At 64.6% G+C, this 15379-nt stretch carries 13 protein-coding genes, 1 tRNA gene and 3 pseudogenes; 10 read left to right on the forward strand and 7 right to left on the reverse strand.

Annotation, left to right across the window (positions count from 1 at the left end; all coding sequences use genetic code 11):
* The first annotated feature begins 42 nt into the window (after nt 1-42).
* The 3 genes from cysS to FLW16_RS35630 all read left to right on the forward strand — a co-directional run bounded on the left by cysS (nt 43) and on the right by FLW16_RS35630 (nt 2543).
* On the forward strand, nt 43-1437 hold the full coding sequence (gene cysS / locus FLW16_RS35620) for a cysteine--tRNA ligase (protein WP_142564979.1): 1395 nt from the start codon (nt 43-45) through the stop codon (nt 1435-1437).
* A 22-nt stretch (nt 1438-1459) separates the two neighbouring features.
* Complete coding sequence (gene rlmB, locus FLW16_RS35625; protein WP_142564981.1) at nt 1460-2419, forward strand: 23S rRNA (guanosine(2251)-2'-O)-methyltransferase RlmB; 960 nt, start codon at nt 1460-1462, stop codon at nt 2417-2419.
* A 51-nt stretch (nt 2420-2470) separates the two neighbouring features.
* Nucleotides 2471-2543: transfer RNA gene (locus FLW16_RS35630), tRNA-Thr, on the forward strand.
* Between the two features lie 59 nt (nt 2544-2602).
* Here the strand turns inward: FLW16_RS35630 and FLW16_RS35635 are convergent.
* The 4 genes and pseudogenes from FLW16_RS35635 to FLW16_RS35650 all read right to left on the reverse strand — a co-directional run.
* Nucleotides 2603-2941, reverse strand: coding sequence for a tyrosine-type recombinase/integrase (locus tag FLW16_RS35635; RefSeq protein WP_142565025.1), 339 nt, complete (start codon nt 2939-2941; stop codon nt 2603-2605).
* 509 nt (nt 2942-3450) lie between these two features.
* Nucleotides 3451-4248 carry a transposase gene (locus FLW16_RS35640; RefSeq protein ID WP_142564983.1) on the reverse strand — a complete coding sequence of 266 codons (798 nt, stop codon included), beginning with the start codon at nt 4246-4248 and terminating at the stop codon, nt 3451-3453.
* Nucleotides 4249-4497: 249 nt separating this feature from the next.
* Nucleotides 4498-5486, reverse strand: a pseudogene (locus FLW16_RS35645) (IS5 family transposase).
* Between the two features lie 71 nt (nt 5487-5557).
* Nucleotides 5558-6073: pseudogene (locus tag FLW16_RS35650) on the reverse strand (transposase); the annotation flags it as partial.
* A 457-nt stretch (nt 6074-6530) separates the two neighbouring features.
* Between FLW16_RS35650 and FLW16_RS46305 the strand changes: the two are divergent.
* Nucleotides 6531-6764: pseudogene (locus tag FLW16_RS46305) on the forward strand (IS110 family transposase); the annotation flags it as partial.
* A gap of 361 nt (nt 6765-7125) precedes the next feature.
* Nucleotides 7126-7353: a transposase gene (locus tag FLW16_RS44725; protein WP_221891442.1), complete on the forward strand. Its 228-nt coding sequence runs from the start codon at nt 7126-7128 to the stop codon at nt 7351-7353.
* A gap of 158 nt (nt 7354-7511) precedes the next feature.
* On the opposite strand, the gene FLW16_RS35660 is transcribed toward FLW16_RS44725, so the two are convergent.
* Nucleotides 7512-7940, reverse strand: a complete 429-nt coding sequence (locus FLW16_RS35660) for a hypothetical protein (protein WP_142564985.1) — start codon at nt 7938-7940, stop codon at nt 7512-7514.
* 36 nt (nt 7941-7976) lie between these two features.
* Nucleotides 7977-8702 (reverse strand): hypothetical protein, encoded by a 726-nt coding sequence (locus tag FLW16_RS35665; protein WP_142564987.1) that lies wholly within the window; start codon nt 8700-8702, stop codon nt 7977-7979.
* Between the two features lie 753 nt (nt 8703-9455).
* On the opposite strand from FLW16_RS35665, the gene FLW16_RS35670 reads away from it, so the two are divergent.
* Both FLW16_RS35670 and FLW16_RS35680 read left to right on the forward strand, forming a co-directional pair.
* On the forward strand, nt 9456-10292 hold the full coding sequence (locus FLW16_RS35670; RefSeq protein WP_142564989.1) for a hypothetical protein: 837 nt from the start codon (nt 9456-9458) through the stop codon (nt 10290-10292).
* Between the two features lie 551 nt (nt 10293-10843).
* Nucleotides 10844-11389, forward strand: coding sequence for a hypothetical protein (locus tag FLW16_RS35680; RefSeq protein WP_221891443.1), 546 nt, complete (start codon nt 10844-10846; stop codon nt 11387-11389).
* 150 nt (nt 11390-11539) lie between these two features.
* On the opposite strand, the gene FLW16_RS35685 is transcribed toward FLW16_RS35680, so the two are convergent.
* The gene (locus FLW16_RS35685; protein WP_142564993.1) at nt 11540-12352 is read right to left on the reverse strand and encodes a hypothetical protein; all 813 of its coding nucleotides are present in this window, start codon (nt 12350-12352) and stop codon (nt 11540-11542) included.
* A gap of 856 nt (nt 12353-13208) precedes the next feature.
* On the opposite strand from FLW16_RS35685, the gene FLW16_RS35695 reads away from it, so the two are divergent.
* The 3 genes from FLW16_RS35695 (at nt 13209) to FLW16_RS46310 (ending at nt 15253) form a co-directional block, all read left to right on the forward strand.
* On the forward strand, nt 13209-14153 hold the full coding sequence (locus tag FLW16_RS35695) for an acyltransferase domain-containing protein (protein WP_142564997.1): 945 nt from the start codon (nt 13209-13211) through the stop codon (nt 14151-14153).
* A 513-nt stretch (nt 14154-14666) separates the two neighbouring features.
* Complete coding sequence (locus tag FLW16_RS35700) at nt 14667-15095, forward strand: hypothetical protein (protein WP_142564999.1); 429 nt, start codon at nt 14667-14669, stop codon at nt 15093-15095.
* Nucleotides 15095-15253 (forward strand): Imm21 family immunity protein, encoded by a 159-nt coding sequence (locus FLW16_RS46310; protein ID WP_142565001.1) that lies wholly within the window; start codon nt 15095-15097, stop codon nt 15251-15253. Before FLW16_RS35700 ends, FLW16_RS46310 begins: the two co-directional genes overlap by 1 nt.
* The last annotated feature ends 126 nt before the right edge of the window (nt 15254-15379 follow it).

Genomic DNA, 15379 nt, shown 5'->3' on the forward strand with positions numbered 1-15379 from the left:
AAGTAGCCCTGTGCCATGCCGTCAGGCGTTAGCCTTGCCTTCGTGAGCCTGCACCTCTACGACACCAGCACGCGTACGGTCCGTGAATTCGTACCGGTCGAGCCCGGCCGGGTTTCGATGTATCTGTGTGGTGCGACCGTTCAGGCTCCGCCACACATCGGGCACATCAGGTCCGGGGTGAACTTCGACGTTCTCCGCCGGTGGCTGGTGCGGCAGGGCTACGACGTGACCTTCTGCCGCAACGTCACGGATCTCGACGACAAGATCATTAAGGTCGCCGCCCAGGAGGACGTTCCCTGGTTCGTCGTGTCCGAGCGCAACCAGCGCGCCTTCACCTGGGCGTACGACCAGCTCGGCTGCCTCCCGCCGACCGTGGAGCCCCGTGCCATGGGCCACGTGCCCGAGATGATCGAGCTGATGCGGCGCCTCATCGACAAGGGGCACGCGTACGCGTCGGGCGGCGACGTCTACTTCGACGTGGTCTCCTACGCCGACCGGTACGGCAAGCTCTCCAACCAGAAGCTGGAGAACATGCGGGCGCCCGGCGACACCGACACCGACTCGTTCAAGCGCGACCCGCGCGACTTCGCGCTGTGGAAGGGCGCCAAGCCCGGTGAGCCCACCTGGCCGACGCCGTGGGGCCGAGGTCGTCCCGGCTGGCACCTGGAGTGCTCGGCCATGGCGACCAAGTATCTCGGCGGCACCTTCGACATCCACGGCGGCGGCGTCGACCTGATCTTCCCGCACCACGAGAACGAGATCGCCCAGTCGCAGGCGGCGGGCGACGGCTTCGCGCGTTACTGGCTGCACAACGGCATGCTCAAGCTCGGCGGCGAGAAGATGAGCAAGTCGCTCGGCAACTCGCTGCTGATCCCCGACATGCTCCGCAAGGTGCGCGCGGTCGAGCTGCGCTACTACCTGGTCGCGGCGCACTACCGTTCGGCGATCGACTACTCCGACGAGGCGCTCCAGGAGGCGGCGGCCGGATACCGCCGCATCGAGGGGTTCGTCACGCGGGCCGCCGAGGTGATCCACGACGTGGACGCCGCCGCGCCGCTGCCCCAGGCGTTCGTCGACGCCATGGACGACGACCTGAACGTCTCGCAGGCGCTCGCCGTGATCCACGAGGTGGTCCGCGAGGGCAACGTCGCGCTGGCCCAGGGCAACAAGGAACAGGTCGCCCGGCTGCTCGCCGAGACGCAGAACATGCTCGACGTGCTCGGCCTCGACCCCAGGTCGGAGCAGTGGCGTACGACCGGCGACTCGGGGCTCCGGGAGGTCGTGGACGCGCTCGTGACCGTGGCGCTTGAGCAGCGGCAGGCCGCGCGTGCCCGCAAGGACTACGCGGCGGCCGACGCGATCCGCGACCAGCTCGCGGCGGCCGGGATCGTCGTGGAGGACACCCCGCAGGGCCCGCGGTGGGAGCTGGCACAGTAGGCGTGGCCCTACGCTAGAGACCATGGCGGGAAGGGCTTCAGGGAAGCCGTCGAAGAAGCAGGGGCCGGCGAAGGGCTCGGGTGGCAAGGTCAGGCGCTCTCTTGAGGGCAAGGGAGCGACGCCGCCCGCGCACATGCGGCACTGGTACAAGGACAAGGCCCGCGCCGAGCGGATCGAGCGCGAGGGCCGGGGCGGCGGGGGTTCGCCCTCGCGTGCGCCGAGCCGTACGCGCCGGGAGGACGCCCCGGAGGTCATCGGCGGCCGCAACCCCGTGATCGAGGCGCTGCGTGCCCACGTGCCCGCCACCGCGCTGTACGTGGCGCAGCGGGTCGAAAACGACGACCGCGTCCGCGAGGCCATCAAGATCGCGGCTGACCGTGGCATCGCGCTGCTGGAGGTCAGCAGGGACAAGCTCGACCGGCTGACCGAGAGCACCGTCCACCAGGGCATCGGCCTGCAGGTCCCGCCGTACGACTACGCGCATCCCGAGCAGCTCGTGGAGCGGGCCAGGGACGCCGCCGAGGTGCCGTTGATCGTCGCCCTGGACGGCGTGACCGACCCGCGCAACCTTGGTGCCATCGCGCGTTCGGCGACCGCCTTCGGCGCGCACGGGCTGCTCGTCCCGTCCCGCCGCTCGGCGGGCGTCACCGCCGGCGCCTGGAAGACCTCGGCCGGCACCCTCGCGACCCTCCCCGTCGCCCGTGCGTCGAACCTCACCCAGACCCTCCAGGCGTACCGGGAGGAGGGCCTGTTCGTGGTCGGCCTCGACGGCACCGCCACTGTGGACATCGCCGACGTCGAACTCGCGGCAGAACCGCTCGTCGTGGTCGTCGGTTCAGAGGGCAAGGGCCTGTCCCGCCTGGTCAGGGAGGCGTGCGACCAGATCGCCCGCATCCCCATGAACGCCGCCGCCGAGTCGCTGAACGCCGGTGTGGCCGCCGGGATCGCCCTCTACGAGGTCGCCCGCCACCGGCGGCGGTGATTTCACCGTGACGGTACGGCCCTCGGCCCACTAAACTCGTCTGGGTAACAGGCCGCCTTAGCTCAATCGGCAGAGCATCTGTCTTGTAAACAGAAGGTCTGGGGTTCGATTCCCCAAGGCGGCTCTCGTACGACAGGCCCCTGAACAGCGGTTTCGCTGTCAGGGGCCTTGTGCTTTCGCGGCTCATCCGGTCTCTTCGGCGTCGTTGGGAGCCACCCTGGGAGCCACCCGCTTTCGTTGCCCCAGCAGAGCGCCGGAAATGGCCTCCGTCGCCGCCCGCCGGTCACCCTCCATGAGATGCCCGTAGACGTCTTTGGTGATCGCGACGCTGGCGTGGCCGAGGACTTCGGAGACCACGTGCAACGGGGTCCCCTGGGCGAGCATGATCGAGGCGCCGGAGTGGCGGAGTTCGTGCGGATGCCAGTGGCCCAGGCCCGCGCTCGTGGTCAGTCGCGAGAAGACGTGAGAGAAGTTGTCCGGGTCGGACGGACGCCCCGACGAGGTAGGGAAGATCAGGCCGATGTTCCTGCCATGCGTCGCCGGCCTTCAACTGTGCGGCGTTGTGCTTGGCCCGGTGCGCCTTGAGTGCGTCGACCAGTTCGGAGGTCAGCGCCAGTGTCCGGCGTGACTTCGGAGTCTTGACCTCGCTGATCACGATCTTCGTCCTGGTCTCGGCGTTCGCGTCCCGGTTCTTGAGCCGCTTCACGGCATGTCTTCGCCTCGGGATCGAACGCGTCCCACATCAACCCACGGGCTTCCCCACGCCGCAATCCGAAGACGAGCGAGAGAAGGACCACCAGGCCGAAACGATGTTCGGCGACCGCGTCAAGGGCAGCGCCTCGCGCCACCTCGCGGCCCATCGCTCGCTCGGCGGCCGTGCATGCGGCCAGGGGGCGGGTCCCGCCCGCCGGCGGCTCAGGCCGCTCACGCAACACACGCCGTCAGTACTACGCACCATAAGCACACCGGGAGCTGATCACGTCCAAAGGACTGCAATGAAGCACCATCTACAGTTGGCGGCATGGCCGAGATCAAGCCACCCCAAGACGGTCGCTATGCCGAACTACAGAGACTCGGCGAAGAAGAACGCCGCATGGCGCTTGAACTGAGAGAGATCCGCGCACAGATAGCAAGCCTTGTGCAGCAGCTCTTACCTCACCACGCACGCACAGAGAAGATCGATGAAGTGGTACAAGCGAGCGGATACAGCCGACACCTGATCGATGTCCTCCGGTACAAGGAGCACCCCTGGCACCGGCCGCAATAAGGTCGGCGCCGGGGCGCAGACGCAGGCAGGCCTCCAGCAGAGCGTCGCGTGACTGCTGGCGCATCTGTTCACGCAGCTCGGGGGGAGCGGTAACCAGCAGGGCTTTGAGCTGGTTGATGGTGGCGGTACGTGCCTTGACCGCGCTGGCGCGGGCTACGTGCAGGGCACGGATCGCTTCTACGAGGCCGTCGCGGGCCTTGGGTACCGTGGTCGCGCGCCCTGACAGCGCTGCCTCGGCTGCGGCGTAGGCGTCGATGAGGTCTGATTTTCCCTGGTGGCGTCGAGTCTTGCGGTCCGGGCGGTCGACGTCGATCACGCGCACGTTCTCGCGATGCAGGTGGCGATATAGGGCGGCTCCATAGGAACCGGTGCCTTCCACTGCGACCATGGCAAGTCGCCCGAAGCTGCGCAGCCAGGCGAGCAGTTCGCCGTAACCCTGTTCGATGGCGGCGAACTCGCGATCGCCCAGCCGGCGACCGTTCATCAAAATCACTGCCGCATGGTGGCTGTTGGCGTGGGTGTCGACCCCGCCGATGACCCGCATCTTGCGGTTACGTGCCATGCTGAAACCGCCGCTCTCTTATCCGATGACAGAGACGGCACGCATGCATCCGGTTGGGCGGACGGACAACACAGTGACGGGCAAGCTGGCAGGCTCCTATCAGGTCACACCGCCCGTCCGGCCGCGTGCAGCGCAGATGTCACCGAGAGCCGACAGATCCTACGAAAGGCACTGCCAGGGCAGGCCGGTGGCTGATTGAGTCAAGCTCTCGGCAACATCTGCCCCACTAGGGCGTGTATTTGGTTGTGATCAAAGGCTCGTCCAAGTGAGGTCTTTGATCCAGATCATCGCGGCGCGAAGGTGGAGGCTGGCGAGGTAGCTCGCAGGGGTCTTGTCGTAGCGGGTGGCGATGCCTCGCCAGGCCTTCAGCTTGTTGATCAGGCGTTCGACGGTGTTCCGCTCCTTGTACAGGTCGGCGTCGTGGCTGACGGGCCGGCCGCCCTTGCTGCCTTTCTTCTTCCGGTTGGCGGCCTGGTCCCTCTTTTCCGGTATGACTATTTGGATCCGACGTCTTCGCAGGTAGGCGCGGTTGCCGTGGGAGGAGTAGGCCTTGTCGGCGGCGACCGCGCCGGGCCGGGTGCGGGGACGGCCGACGGGCACCCGGACGCGTACTTGCTTGAGCACGGGGACGAACTGCGGACTGTCGGCGGCCTGTCCCGCGGTCAAGACGAACGCCAGCGGGCGGCACTTGCGGTCGGAGGCAAGGTGAATCTTGCTGCTCTGCCCGCCCCGGGAACGTCCGAGCAGGGCAGCTTTCAGCCGGAGCTCACGCCGGTGCCGGACGCGTCGTCGTTCTTCTGCTTCGGGGTCGTTTGCGGCGTTCTGCTCCTGTCGTCCTTTCGGGTCGCCCCCTTTTGCTCTTCGGTGGCCTTCTCCAGGGCGGCGACAAGGTCGCGGCCGAGGTGCATCCCGGCAGCGTCGTGATGAGCCCGGGCGGTGGTGGAGTCCACGCTGACCAGAGATAAGTCCACCTCGCCGCGTTTGGCGGCTTCTGCGATTGCCCCTTCCAATAGGGCTTCGAACACACCGGCGTCCCTCCACTGCCGGAAGCGGTTGTGGACGGTCGGCCAAGCGCCGAACTCCTCGGGCATCTCCCGCCACTGCCCGCCCGTCTTGAACCGCCAGATCACGCCCTCGAACTGCTGCCGCAGCCGCTCGGGGTAGGGGCCGAACCTGCCGATCGGCAGGTAAGGCTTGATGAACTCCCACTCCTCGTCTGTTAACTGGGCCCGCGTCACACATGACGACCTACCGGATCAGGCCCTGTCGCGAGGGCGAATCCGAATCATTGATCACAACCCGATACGCGCCCTAGTCTCACTGTGGCGTCGAGGAAGACGTAGGGGAAGGTGGTGTGGGAAAGGGGCCGGTCGCGGAAGGCGGCCACCTCGCTGTCCAGGTCGGCGCAGATGCGTGCGACCTCGCTTTTGGAGATCCCGGACTCGGCGCCGAGGGCTTTGACGAGGTCATCGACGCTGCGGGTGGACACCCCTTGCAGGTAGGCCTCCATGACCACGGCGAACAGCGCCTGGTCGATACGGCGGCGGCGTTCCAGCGGGGAGGGGAAGAACGACCCGGACCGCAGCTTGGGGATCTTCAGTTCCAGGTCGCCGGCGGCGGTGGTCAGCAGCCGGTCACGGTAGCCGTTGCGCTGCGCGGTCCGGGTCTCGGTGCGCTGGTGTGGGGCGGCGCCGATGACCGCGCTGGCCTCCGCCTCGTTGAGCGCTTGCAGCACGGCTTGCAGCGCCTGGCGGATGACGTCGCCGGCGTCGGCGGCTTTCAAAGACTCCAGCAGGTCGAGCAGGGCAGACTGGTCCAGAGCCATCGGGTGGTGTCCTCCGCGAGAACCTTTGGTCGGGAACTCGCTGACCGTCACACGATGGCTCGCCCCATGTCCGGGACTTGCATCAACAGCTTGGAGTTACACCACCCGAAGGGACGTCACCTTTCGGGCGATATGTCGGTCTCGCTCGGGACGTCTGCAGTGCACGTAGCCGGACGAGCGGCGTGACTTAATAGGAGCCTGCCAGCTGCCCATCACTGTGCTGTCCGTCCGCCCGGCCGGCGCGTGCCGTCTTGTCTCGACGACAGAGCGGCGGTTCCAGCATGGCACGCAACCGCAAGATTCGGATCATCGGCGGCGTTGACACCCACGGCAGTACCCACCATGCGGCGGTCATCCTCATGAGCGGCTGGCGCCTGGCCGACCAGGAATTCCCTGCCACCCCCGACGGCTACGCCGCCCTGCTGCAGTGGATGCGCAGCTTCGGCCGCCTGGCCATGTGGGAGTCGAGGGCACCGGCGCTTACGGCGCCGGACTGTCCCGTGACCTCCATCAGGCCCAGGTGAAGGTTGTCGACGTGGACCGGACCGACCGCAAGACACGCCGACACAAGGGCAAGTCCGATCCCGTCGACGCCTATGCCGCTGCCGAGGCCACCCTGGCCGGCCGCGCCAGCACCGTGCCCAAGACCCGTGATGGCCTGGTCGAAGTCATCCGTGTGCTGCACATCACCCGTGCCAGCGCGATTAAGGCCCGTGCAGCGACGATCAACCAGCTCAAGACGCTCCTGGTGACCGCGCAGGCCAATTTGCGCGAGCAACTGCGCGGCCGACCCTCTCGAGCGCTTGGGGAAACCTGCCTCAAGCTCCGCCCCGGCGATGGCCCCGTTGACCCCACCACCGCCGCCAAATACGCCCTGCGCAGCCTGGCCCGCCGGTACCGGCAGCTCTCCGACGAGATCAACGACCTGGATACGCAGCTTCGGCCGCTGGTCACCCAGGCGGCTGGCCGTCTGCTCGACCGCCGGGGGATCGGCTTCGAAACAGCCGTCCAACTGCTCATCACCGTCGGAGACAACCCCGACCGGCTAACCAGTGAGCCCGCCTTCGCCCACCCTGGTCGGCGTTGCACCCATCCCCGCCTCCAGCGGGCAGACCCGCCGCCACAGGGTGAATCGCGGCGGCGATCGCGATGCCAACCGCGCCTTGCACGTCATCGTCATCAGCCGCATGGCCCACTGCCCCACCACCATCGCCTACGTACAGCGCCGTACCGAGGAGGGGCTGTCCAAGAAAGAGATCATCCGCTGCCTAAAACGCTAGGTCGCAGGGGAGATCTACAAGGACCTCACCACCCCAGACGCCGCCTCAGCACGCGCGGATCAGGCCGCTTGACAGTCAAAGGAGCATCGCGAGACGGGCTTGCCCCTCCGTCGCTGGCCCGCTGCCGCTCCGCGGTGGGTCGACGGCGTACGAGGTGATCAGGACGTGGAGGAGCGCGCGATATGCCTCTCAATCAAGGCTATATCTTCTTGATCTTTCGGGCGATCGTGCCTTTTTTTCCACCGACATACGTCCCCCAAAGAGGCATATTGGATGCCGTCGATCACATCGGAGCGGCTGATTAGCTCATCTATGGTAAAAATCTCGGGAAACCATCCATTGAGGATTTCGATCTTTCCATCCAGAAGAAGAATGCGCTCGACGTCATCACCGAATGGGGCAGGACTCGGTGTGCCCAGTTTGAGGGCTTTAGACCACGCCTTATCGCGAGCAACCACATCGAGGTCGCCGATGTCTGATCTTATGCCGTTAGCAAGCAGTGGTCCACTTCCTGCGATAACGAAGTCGTCTGAAGGGAGGTGCAGGGACAACAGTTCCCGGACGAGTGGATGTTCTATGGCTCTCATTGGCGATCTCCCGGCAGGCGACATCCGTGCGAGGGCTTATGTGATTATAGTGCGTACCCACCACCCGATGCCGACCGCCACCGCCAGACTAGACATGGTGCCGATCAGGAAGTATTCAATGAAACCTTTCTTGTCTTCTTTGAGCTCTGGGAATCTAGCTAGGGCTTTCACTGCCACAACGAGTGCTGCACCCTCGGGCTTCCCCGCAATGACAAAGCCGAATATCAATGATCGTTCAAGCCAGCCGATCAGTGCACCGGCCCCCTTGAGGGCTTTGATGTTACTGTCGCTCTCGCTGCCGAGGGCTTCAGTGAATGGCCGTAGAAGGTGAGTAACAAATTCACCGCCAATAAAAGTTGAAAACAGTGCTCCTGATATGATGAGGGCCGCCTTATTATCGAGCGCTGCTGAATGTATGCTCGAGACTGCAGTCTCGGCATTCACGATTAATGCGGTCAAGGCGAGTATAATTACCAGGCATACCATGGGGCGTGCGAACAATTTAAAATTGGAGATCGATCCCGCTGGTGGTGCTTGAGTGTTCTTGTCTTTCTGGGCCACTCTGGCCAGGTAAAGTGCGACAACTGTTGATGTTGCTAAAAGCGCTGCGGCTTTCCATGTGAATATTATTGGTGCGACCGTGTAAGCCCCATAGCTGAGGGTTGCTAATAAGGTCCTCCACCATTTTTTGCGAGCCCAGGGCAAGCTGTATGCGATAAGGATAGAAACAGTCATCCCAGAGAGTAGGCGTGCCAGTTCCATTTCGTATCCTTCTGGTGTATGGGCCTCGTTGGGGTGTAAGGCAACTTGCCGTAGGTATCTGTGTAATACGTCACGTTCGATAGATCAAGCCTGGAAAGCTCCGACTCGTGACCCGATCCCTCCGAGTCGCACTTGGCGCGGGAGCACTGGTGTCCGTGAGACACCTCATTAAGCTGCGGGCCTGCTGCTGAGGGATGCCGCTTCCGCTGTGAGGCACTTCGTGCTGATCACAAGAAGTGGCCATAGGCGGCTGAGCGAGTCAGCGAAAAGTCAGCGAACCTGCTGACACGCGGCCAGAGCCGACGTGTTCGGAGTCATCTCGGCGAACGTGGCGACACGGGTTGGCATCCGATGATCTGGTCTAGGAAGCCCTACCGGCGTTCGCATCGAAGGTGGCGGCCCAGGCGAGGTTCGCCCCCATGCGATCGGTGCAAGCATGGCCAGTATTTCAGTCGTGATCCAGCCACGCGATCAATAACGTATCCCCATGCGAGGTCGAAGCGGGAGAAGTCTGAAGGCGGGCGTTGCGAGGCTGCGCCACCATTCAGACTTGGTTGCACCATTCCAGGGTGCGGAGCTGGTGAGGGCGGCGGCAGGTCCCAAGGGAGAGCTGGTCGTAGTGTGGGCGTCGCGGGAGAACGCCGATGCGCTGACCGCACGGACCGTCCGGCCAGATGGGGGTCTTTTCCTCATTCACGTACCGCCGCGCCCGTCTCGGTACATGTCGCAACGTACAGTCCCCACCAGGCGACGATGGTGTCCATCGCCGGGCAACCACTCGCGCACAGCCATGTCCAGCCGCTGCCGGACGGGGGCGTGCTCTTGGTGGGCGCGCGATGCCGCTGGCGTAACGGGACAGCCGAGTCCAACGCCGCCGTCTACGATGCCGACGGGGAGCTCCAGCGAGAGGGTGTGCTGGGAGACGGAATTGCCGACGTGCAGACGACGCCTTCCGGCGAGATATGGGTGAGCTACTTCGACGAAGGCGTGTACGGCAACTTCGGCTGGGGAGAGGCGGACAGCCCTGCACCTATCGGCTCCCCCGGACTGATCCGCTTTCGGCCGGACCTGGACATCGCGTGGCGTTACCCGTATGACGGCGAGTTCGGTGCAATCTCCGACTGCTACGCGTTGAATGTGGCGGGGGAGGAGGCTTGGGCCTACTACTACACCGACTTCCCCATCGTGCGGATCCGAGCTACCGCGGTCGCCGGCTGGTCCACGGAGGTGCGCGGCGCTCATGCGCTTGTAGTCGCCGATGACCAAGTCGTTCTCGTCGGCGGCTATGGCGAGGACCGGCGTCGGCTAGTCGCTGGGAGCATTCAAGGAGAAGCCTTTTCGGTGGATCGTCCCGCACGGCTGGTGATGCCCAACGGGCGACCGGTGCCCAGGACGGCGACTGTGCTGGGTCGAGGCAGTGAGCTTCATGTCGTCGTGGGCAGAGCTGGCTCAAGCTGGGCTTCGAAGATCTCGCTACACGATGAGCGACCGAGGGGAGACACAGCAACGCGCTCTGATCACCCGCTGTGCCTGGAGACGATGCTTTCGATGGTGCTCAGCCAGAGGGCTCGGTCTGTTGCCTGGAAGTGATGGCCGCAGCCGAGACATTGCCAGCCCTCTTCTATGGCGTCCTCCCACACGACACATCCGCCGAGGATCAGCTCGCCTGCTGCGGCTGCCTTACTGGCGGCGGGAGTAGGCAGGCCGAACAGGAACGGCACGGTTGTGCCGGAACAGCGGGGACAAGGTGGGCTGGACATCCCTCACAGGATCGCAGAAAGCATGGGAATAACGATAGGCCCACTGGAGCGATCTCCAGGGGTCGATGTTGTAGGTCTACTAATCACAATGGCTGTCGAGCCTCTGGCTTAGACGATCGAGGGCCATTCGGGTGGCCGGCGACGGGATCTGCGTGTAGACGTTCATGGTCAGCGAGATCTGCGAGTGGCGCAGGATGCGCGTCGCGACACGCGGGTGAACGTTGAGCGCGGCCAGGAACGAGGCGCCGTTGCGGGTCCGCTGCCGCTACGCGCTGGGTCGATGGCAGACGAGAGATCGGACAGGACACGTCCGCGAAGAGGTGACGACTTTGGGATGGCACTCTGAGTCGCTGTTTCGACTCTGCCCCAGATACTGGGTGCATGCCTGACAGCAGCTCAGAACAGATAACCGGGTGGCTGTCCGAACAGATAACCGAGTTCAAGGGGCTGACCGGACGCGTCGTCGAGAGTTGGAGAGGCATTGAGATGGCCCTCCGCGAGTACACCACGAACGGACCACAGTTCTCCGACCCCAACGTTCCGTGTCTTCAGTTGGTCCAGTTGGAGCCAACCCTTGACGGCGCCGACTGCCGAACGATCGACACCTATCAGGATGATGCGTGCTTCGGCCTTCGTCTCGCAATACCGCACCTACACGGTCAGGAGTGGGCCGGTATCTATCGGGAGTCCGAACTCAGCCTCCCGATTGGACGGATCGATGCAGCCACAGTGCGACTCGAGACAGGAACGCTCGCCGAGGTCACACTCTCGATCGGCTCCGTCTCCATCCTTCTCATGGCGGCTGAGATCAACGAACGCAACAACGGATCCTTTGAATGGCATCGATTCGACGAGTCTGTACTGGTGTTTCTGGAGCCCACCGACGCGGACCAAATCGAGTGGATACCTCCTCGCTTGTCTGAGTGACGAACTGCGTGACAACGTCGCGGAACGACGCTGGACACTGGCAGACGAGAGTGGATTGTTTCCGCAAAGTAGAGCCTCTGTCAGGCCAGTTCGAGCACCTGCTGTCGCTGCCTCGTAAGGAAGCAAGAGCAGGGGACGACGAGGTCAGGGCTACGCACGTCCGTATACCGGTCGCCAGTTGAACCACTCCGTCGGGAGGCTCTCACGGATGGATTGGAGAGCCTCCTGGGTGCGGGCACGAACGTGGAGGTCGGCTTGCCTGCCGATGCGGTCCCAGCCCGGAAGCACCGGGTGGTCATGCTTCAAGGGCTCGTTGTAGGTCTCCAGAGACAAAATCACATCCTCGTCCACGTACCACTGATGTCCGGTGTCGCACTCCACATGCTCGGCTGGATACGAGGGGAGCGCAGCCGTCGGGAATCGTTGCCCGACCATCGCAATCTCGTCCGGGAGAAGTTGCCCATAGAGCGTGAGGGCGCCTTCGTGACTGTAGAGCGATTCCGTCAAGACGATCGCGATGCAGGCCGTCGACAGCCGCTCAAACCACGGGATGCCTGACTGGTAGTGCTCCTCGTGGCTGCAGTCCGGGCGTAGGACAGTGGGGGGATCGTCGAAGGAGATGTCCGAAGGTCGAATGCAGCAGTTCCAGACGCCTTGGTTCTCGCAGTAGAACATCAGCAGGCCGGAGTCACACAGATGGAGCTCATCGGGAGGCAACAGATGCTGCATCGTTCGGCAGAGATCGAGCCGTTTTCCGAACAGAGCCAATGCCTCCCGTAGCGCTGAAGGGAGCGCAAGACCGAGCCGGTCTTCGGCGGCGACGAGCTCTCGCTCGGTGTAGCCGTCTCCGTCCCGTAGCGGCTCCATCCAGGCATCTGCGAAACCTCGGATGAAGGACCACGCCTGATCTCTGGACTGCACGCCTGCGATCAGTGCGGATGGCAAGTCGAATTCGGTGGGCACAGACAGATCTTACGAAGCCGCAGCGGCTCACCCTCTTGGGTGCAGGTTGCTGTACAGCAGCACATACAGCAACGCCGCCTTACACGATCACACCCCACCGGCCCGCATCTGCCACCCGACCAAGGCGGCTCCAGCTCAGAGGCCCCCCATGATCGGGAAGGGGCCTCTGGTATCGGTAGAGCACCGTCCTCCGTCGCTACCGGCGCTCCTCTGGGCTCGATGGGTGGCAGAAGGCCGACGAGGAGCATGCTGTCAGCTGCGGGGATCGCAAGGGACTCAGCCTCTGTCGGCGAGTTCGTTCATGGGGCGGGCTGTTGCCACACCGAGGTGACGTTGAACGGTGTTCCGGCGACCAGTGAACCCGAGCCGGTTGGATCCGGTCGCGACCGTGGAGAAACTTCTACGGGACGCTGTAAAGGAACCACAGGTTGTACTGGTAATCACAGTGATACCAGCTCCAAAGGTGGTTCTGGACGCCGTAGTCCCCGTACCGATAGCAGTCGGACGAGGAGTAGTAGACGTTACGAAGCGTATCGGCGTGCGCGGGGACGGCATTCGCGACTACTACCAGCCCACTGACCAAAGCACCGGCGACGGCTAAAGCTCTGATTTTCCGCACTTACTCTCCTCGCAGTGGATGTCGTGCCGAACTTCCACTGCGAAGCATTGCAGCGCGGGCGATATCAGTACAGGTCACGTTATCCGCCGTCGTTCTCCTACGAGGTGACCTGCGGCTCTACCGGGCAAGGGCTGAAACTTTCCCTGCGGATCTTCCACGCTGACGGCCGGTTTTGGATGCACCTGGGAAAGCGGTAGGGGCTGTGGAAGACGCCCACCCGCCGGTAGGGTCGTCCGCGTGGATCTTGACGACACCGCGGCCAGGCTCGGGGTACCCGTCGAGGACGTCGAGCGCGTGCATCGGCTCGCCGGCGACCGGCCGTCGGCTCCGCTGCCCGCCAAGACCGACGCGCCCGCGATCCTCGACCGGCTCGCGGTTCGGCCGGACGACGCCGCCGAAATCATGGCGGGCTGGCCCGACCCCGACTCTCCACTGTGGACGCCGGAGCTGCGCTGGCTGCTCGACCGTTCGATCGCCCTGGTCCGCGCCGATCTCGGAGGTCATGGCTGGCTGCCGCCCGGTCCCGAGTTGCCGCGCGAACGGGGCCCCGCCTGGCGCCATCTTTACGTGTACGCGTACCTGGCCCTGGTCGACGTCGTCGCGGGGTACCACCGCGACCACGGCATCGCCGATGCCGTGTCGTGGGTGACCCTCGCGGACCTGGGCCGCAACCTCGCGGTCGACCGGCGGATGAACCGCGAGGGCTGGCCGGTCATGCAGAGCTGGCTGACGCTGCACGCGCGCGGCGGCGTCTACGAGCTGGGCCGGCTGCAGTACCAGCGCGGCGAGACCGCCATAGGCCTGCATATCCCCGAGGCAGGGCCGATGACCCCGGAGGCGATCGCGGCGTCGCTCGACGAAGCCCGCGCGTTCTTCCCACGCCACTTTCCCGACGAGCCCTATACGGCGTTCTCCTGCGGCTCTTGGCTGCTCGACCCGCAGCTGCTGGAGTACCTTCCCGAGGACTCCAACATCGTCCGGTTCCAGCGGAGGTTCGAGCTGGAGCCCTACGAGGAACCGGAAGGGATAGACGCCGACGTCGAGGTGCTGCGATTCGTGTTCCGCACCCTGACCACGCCACTCGACCAGCTGCCGCGCCGCACCGTGCTCCAGCGTGCGATCGTCGACCACCTGAAGGCCGGCCGCCACTGGCAGTGGCGCCGCGGCCGTTTCCCGATCTAGCCACACCCCTGGGTTCTGTCTCGCGGATATCCCGCCGCATCCTGCCCAGCGTGTCGGGCCGGGGCTGATCGCCCTCCGCTCGCCTCTCGCCCGCAGAGGCCCGGGGATCGCCGGCGCTCACGATGGGCCACCGGAGCCGTACCGTGCGGTGATGGACGCGATCGCAATGCTCGAATGGCTGTTGGCACACGACGTCAACGCTCTGCATCCGAGTCGACGCAGGCTCCGCGGAAGAATGCGTTCATCGAGCGCGCACAGCGCTGGAGGCTCATGGTCTCGATCTGCCTGAGTAAGACACGGTTGCTCAGGCCCCCGCCCTCGACTCAGCGAATAGCGCGCCGCTGGCCGTTCCCCATCACATACCGGTGATCAAAAAACGTCGCTCCCGCCTGCTTGAATCCATCTCGGGAAACATGCCGGCCGATTCGATGAATCACGGACTAGGGAGGACCGACTGCATTGGGAGAGCTGGCTTCGTACCTTGTGGAGGAGGCGTACGACGAGGAACCCTGGATGGTGGTCGACGAAACCGTCGTCACTCGCGAGGAGACCGCTCCCTGGGAGGAGGAGTGGCAAGGACAGGGCGACTGGGTCGAGGTCGGGCCCAATGGACTCGTCTGCCAGCCCCACGGGGACGTGAGACCGTACGTCCGGTTGGAGTTGTGGAGTGGCGAACCTCCCTTGGCCGAGCCGGCCTGGGATCGCTCGTGGACCGGTGAGATCTTCCTTCGCTCAGGAAAGATCCAGCTCATGGGATATTTCGGAGAGACCGAGCCCCACCATTGCCTCTTGGACCTGGGCCACCGAGACAGCACCTGGCTCGTTCGGGCGCAACACAAGACGCTGGAGAACGATCGGGATGCCGACTTCCCCCCTTATATCTATCGGGCCGAGATCTACAAGTTCCAGTTCTGGCGGCCGATCGGAATCGCGGGCACGTGATGCACACATCCTTTTCTGGTGGCCGCCAGTGGGTGGACACCTTGGGCGGCCCGCACATCCTTGTGCCGCAGTCAGCACTCCCGTACTGGGACGGGGCGCCGATGGACTCTTCCGAGGAGGAAGGCGACTACGGCCGCGCCTGCTCCGTGCGGTCGTAGGTCACGTCCAGGGAAGTGGTGTACGAGCTGCCACCGCGTGATCCGTTTCTGCAGGTTATGCGGTGAGGCTGTCCGGGAGCTGTTCCTGGTCCGGTGTGTCGCCGGGGATCACCCGTAGGCGGGCTT

This window comes from Microbispora sp. KK1-11, assembly GCF_006874435.1.
Taxonomy (GTDB): Bacteria; Actinomycetota; Actinomycetes; order Streptosporangiales; family Streptosporangiaceae; genus Microbispora; species Microbispora catharanthi.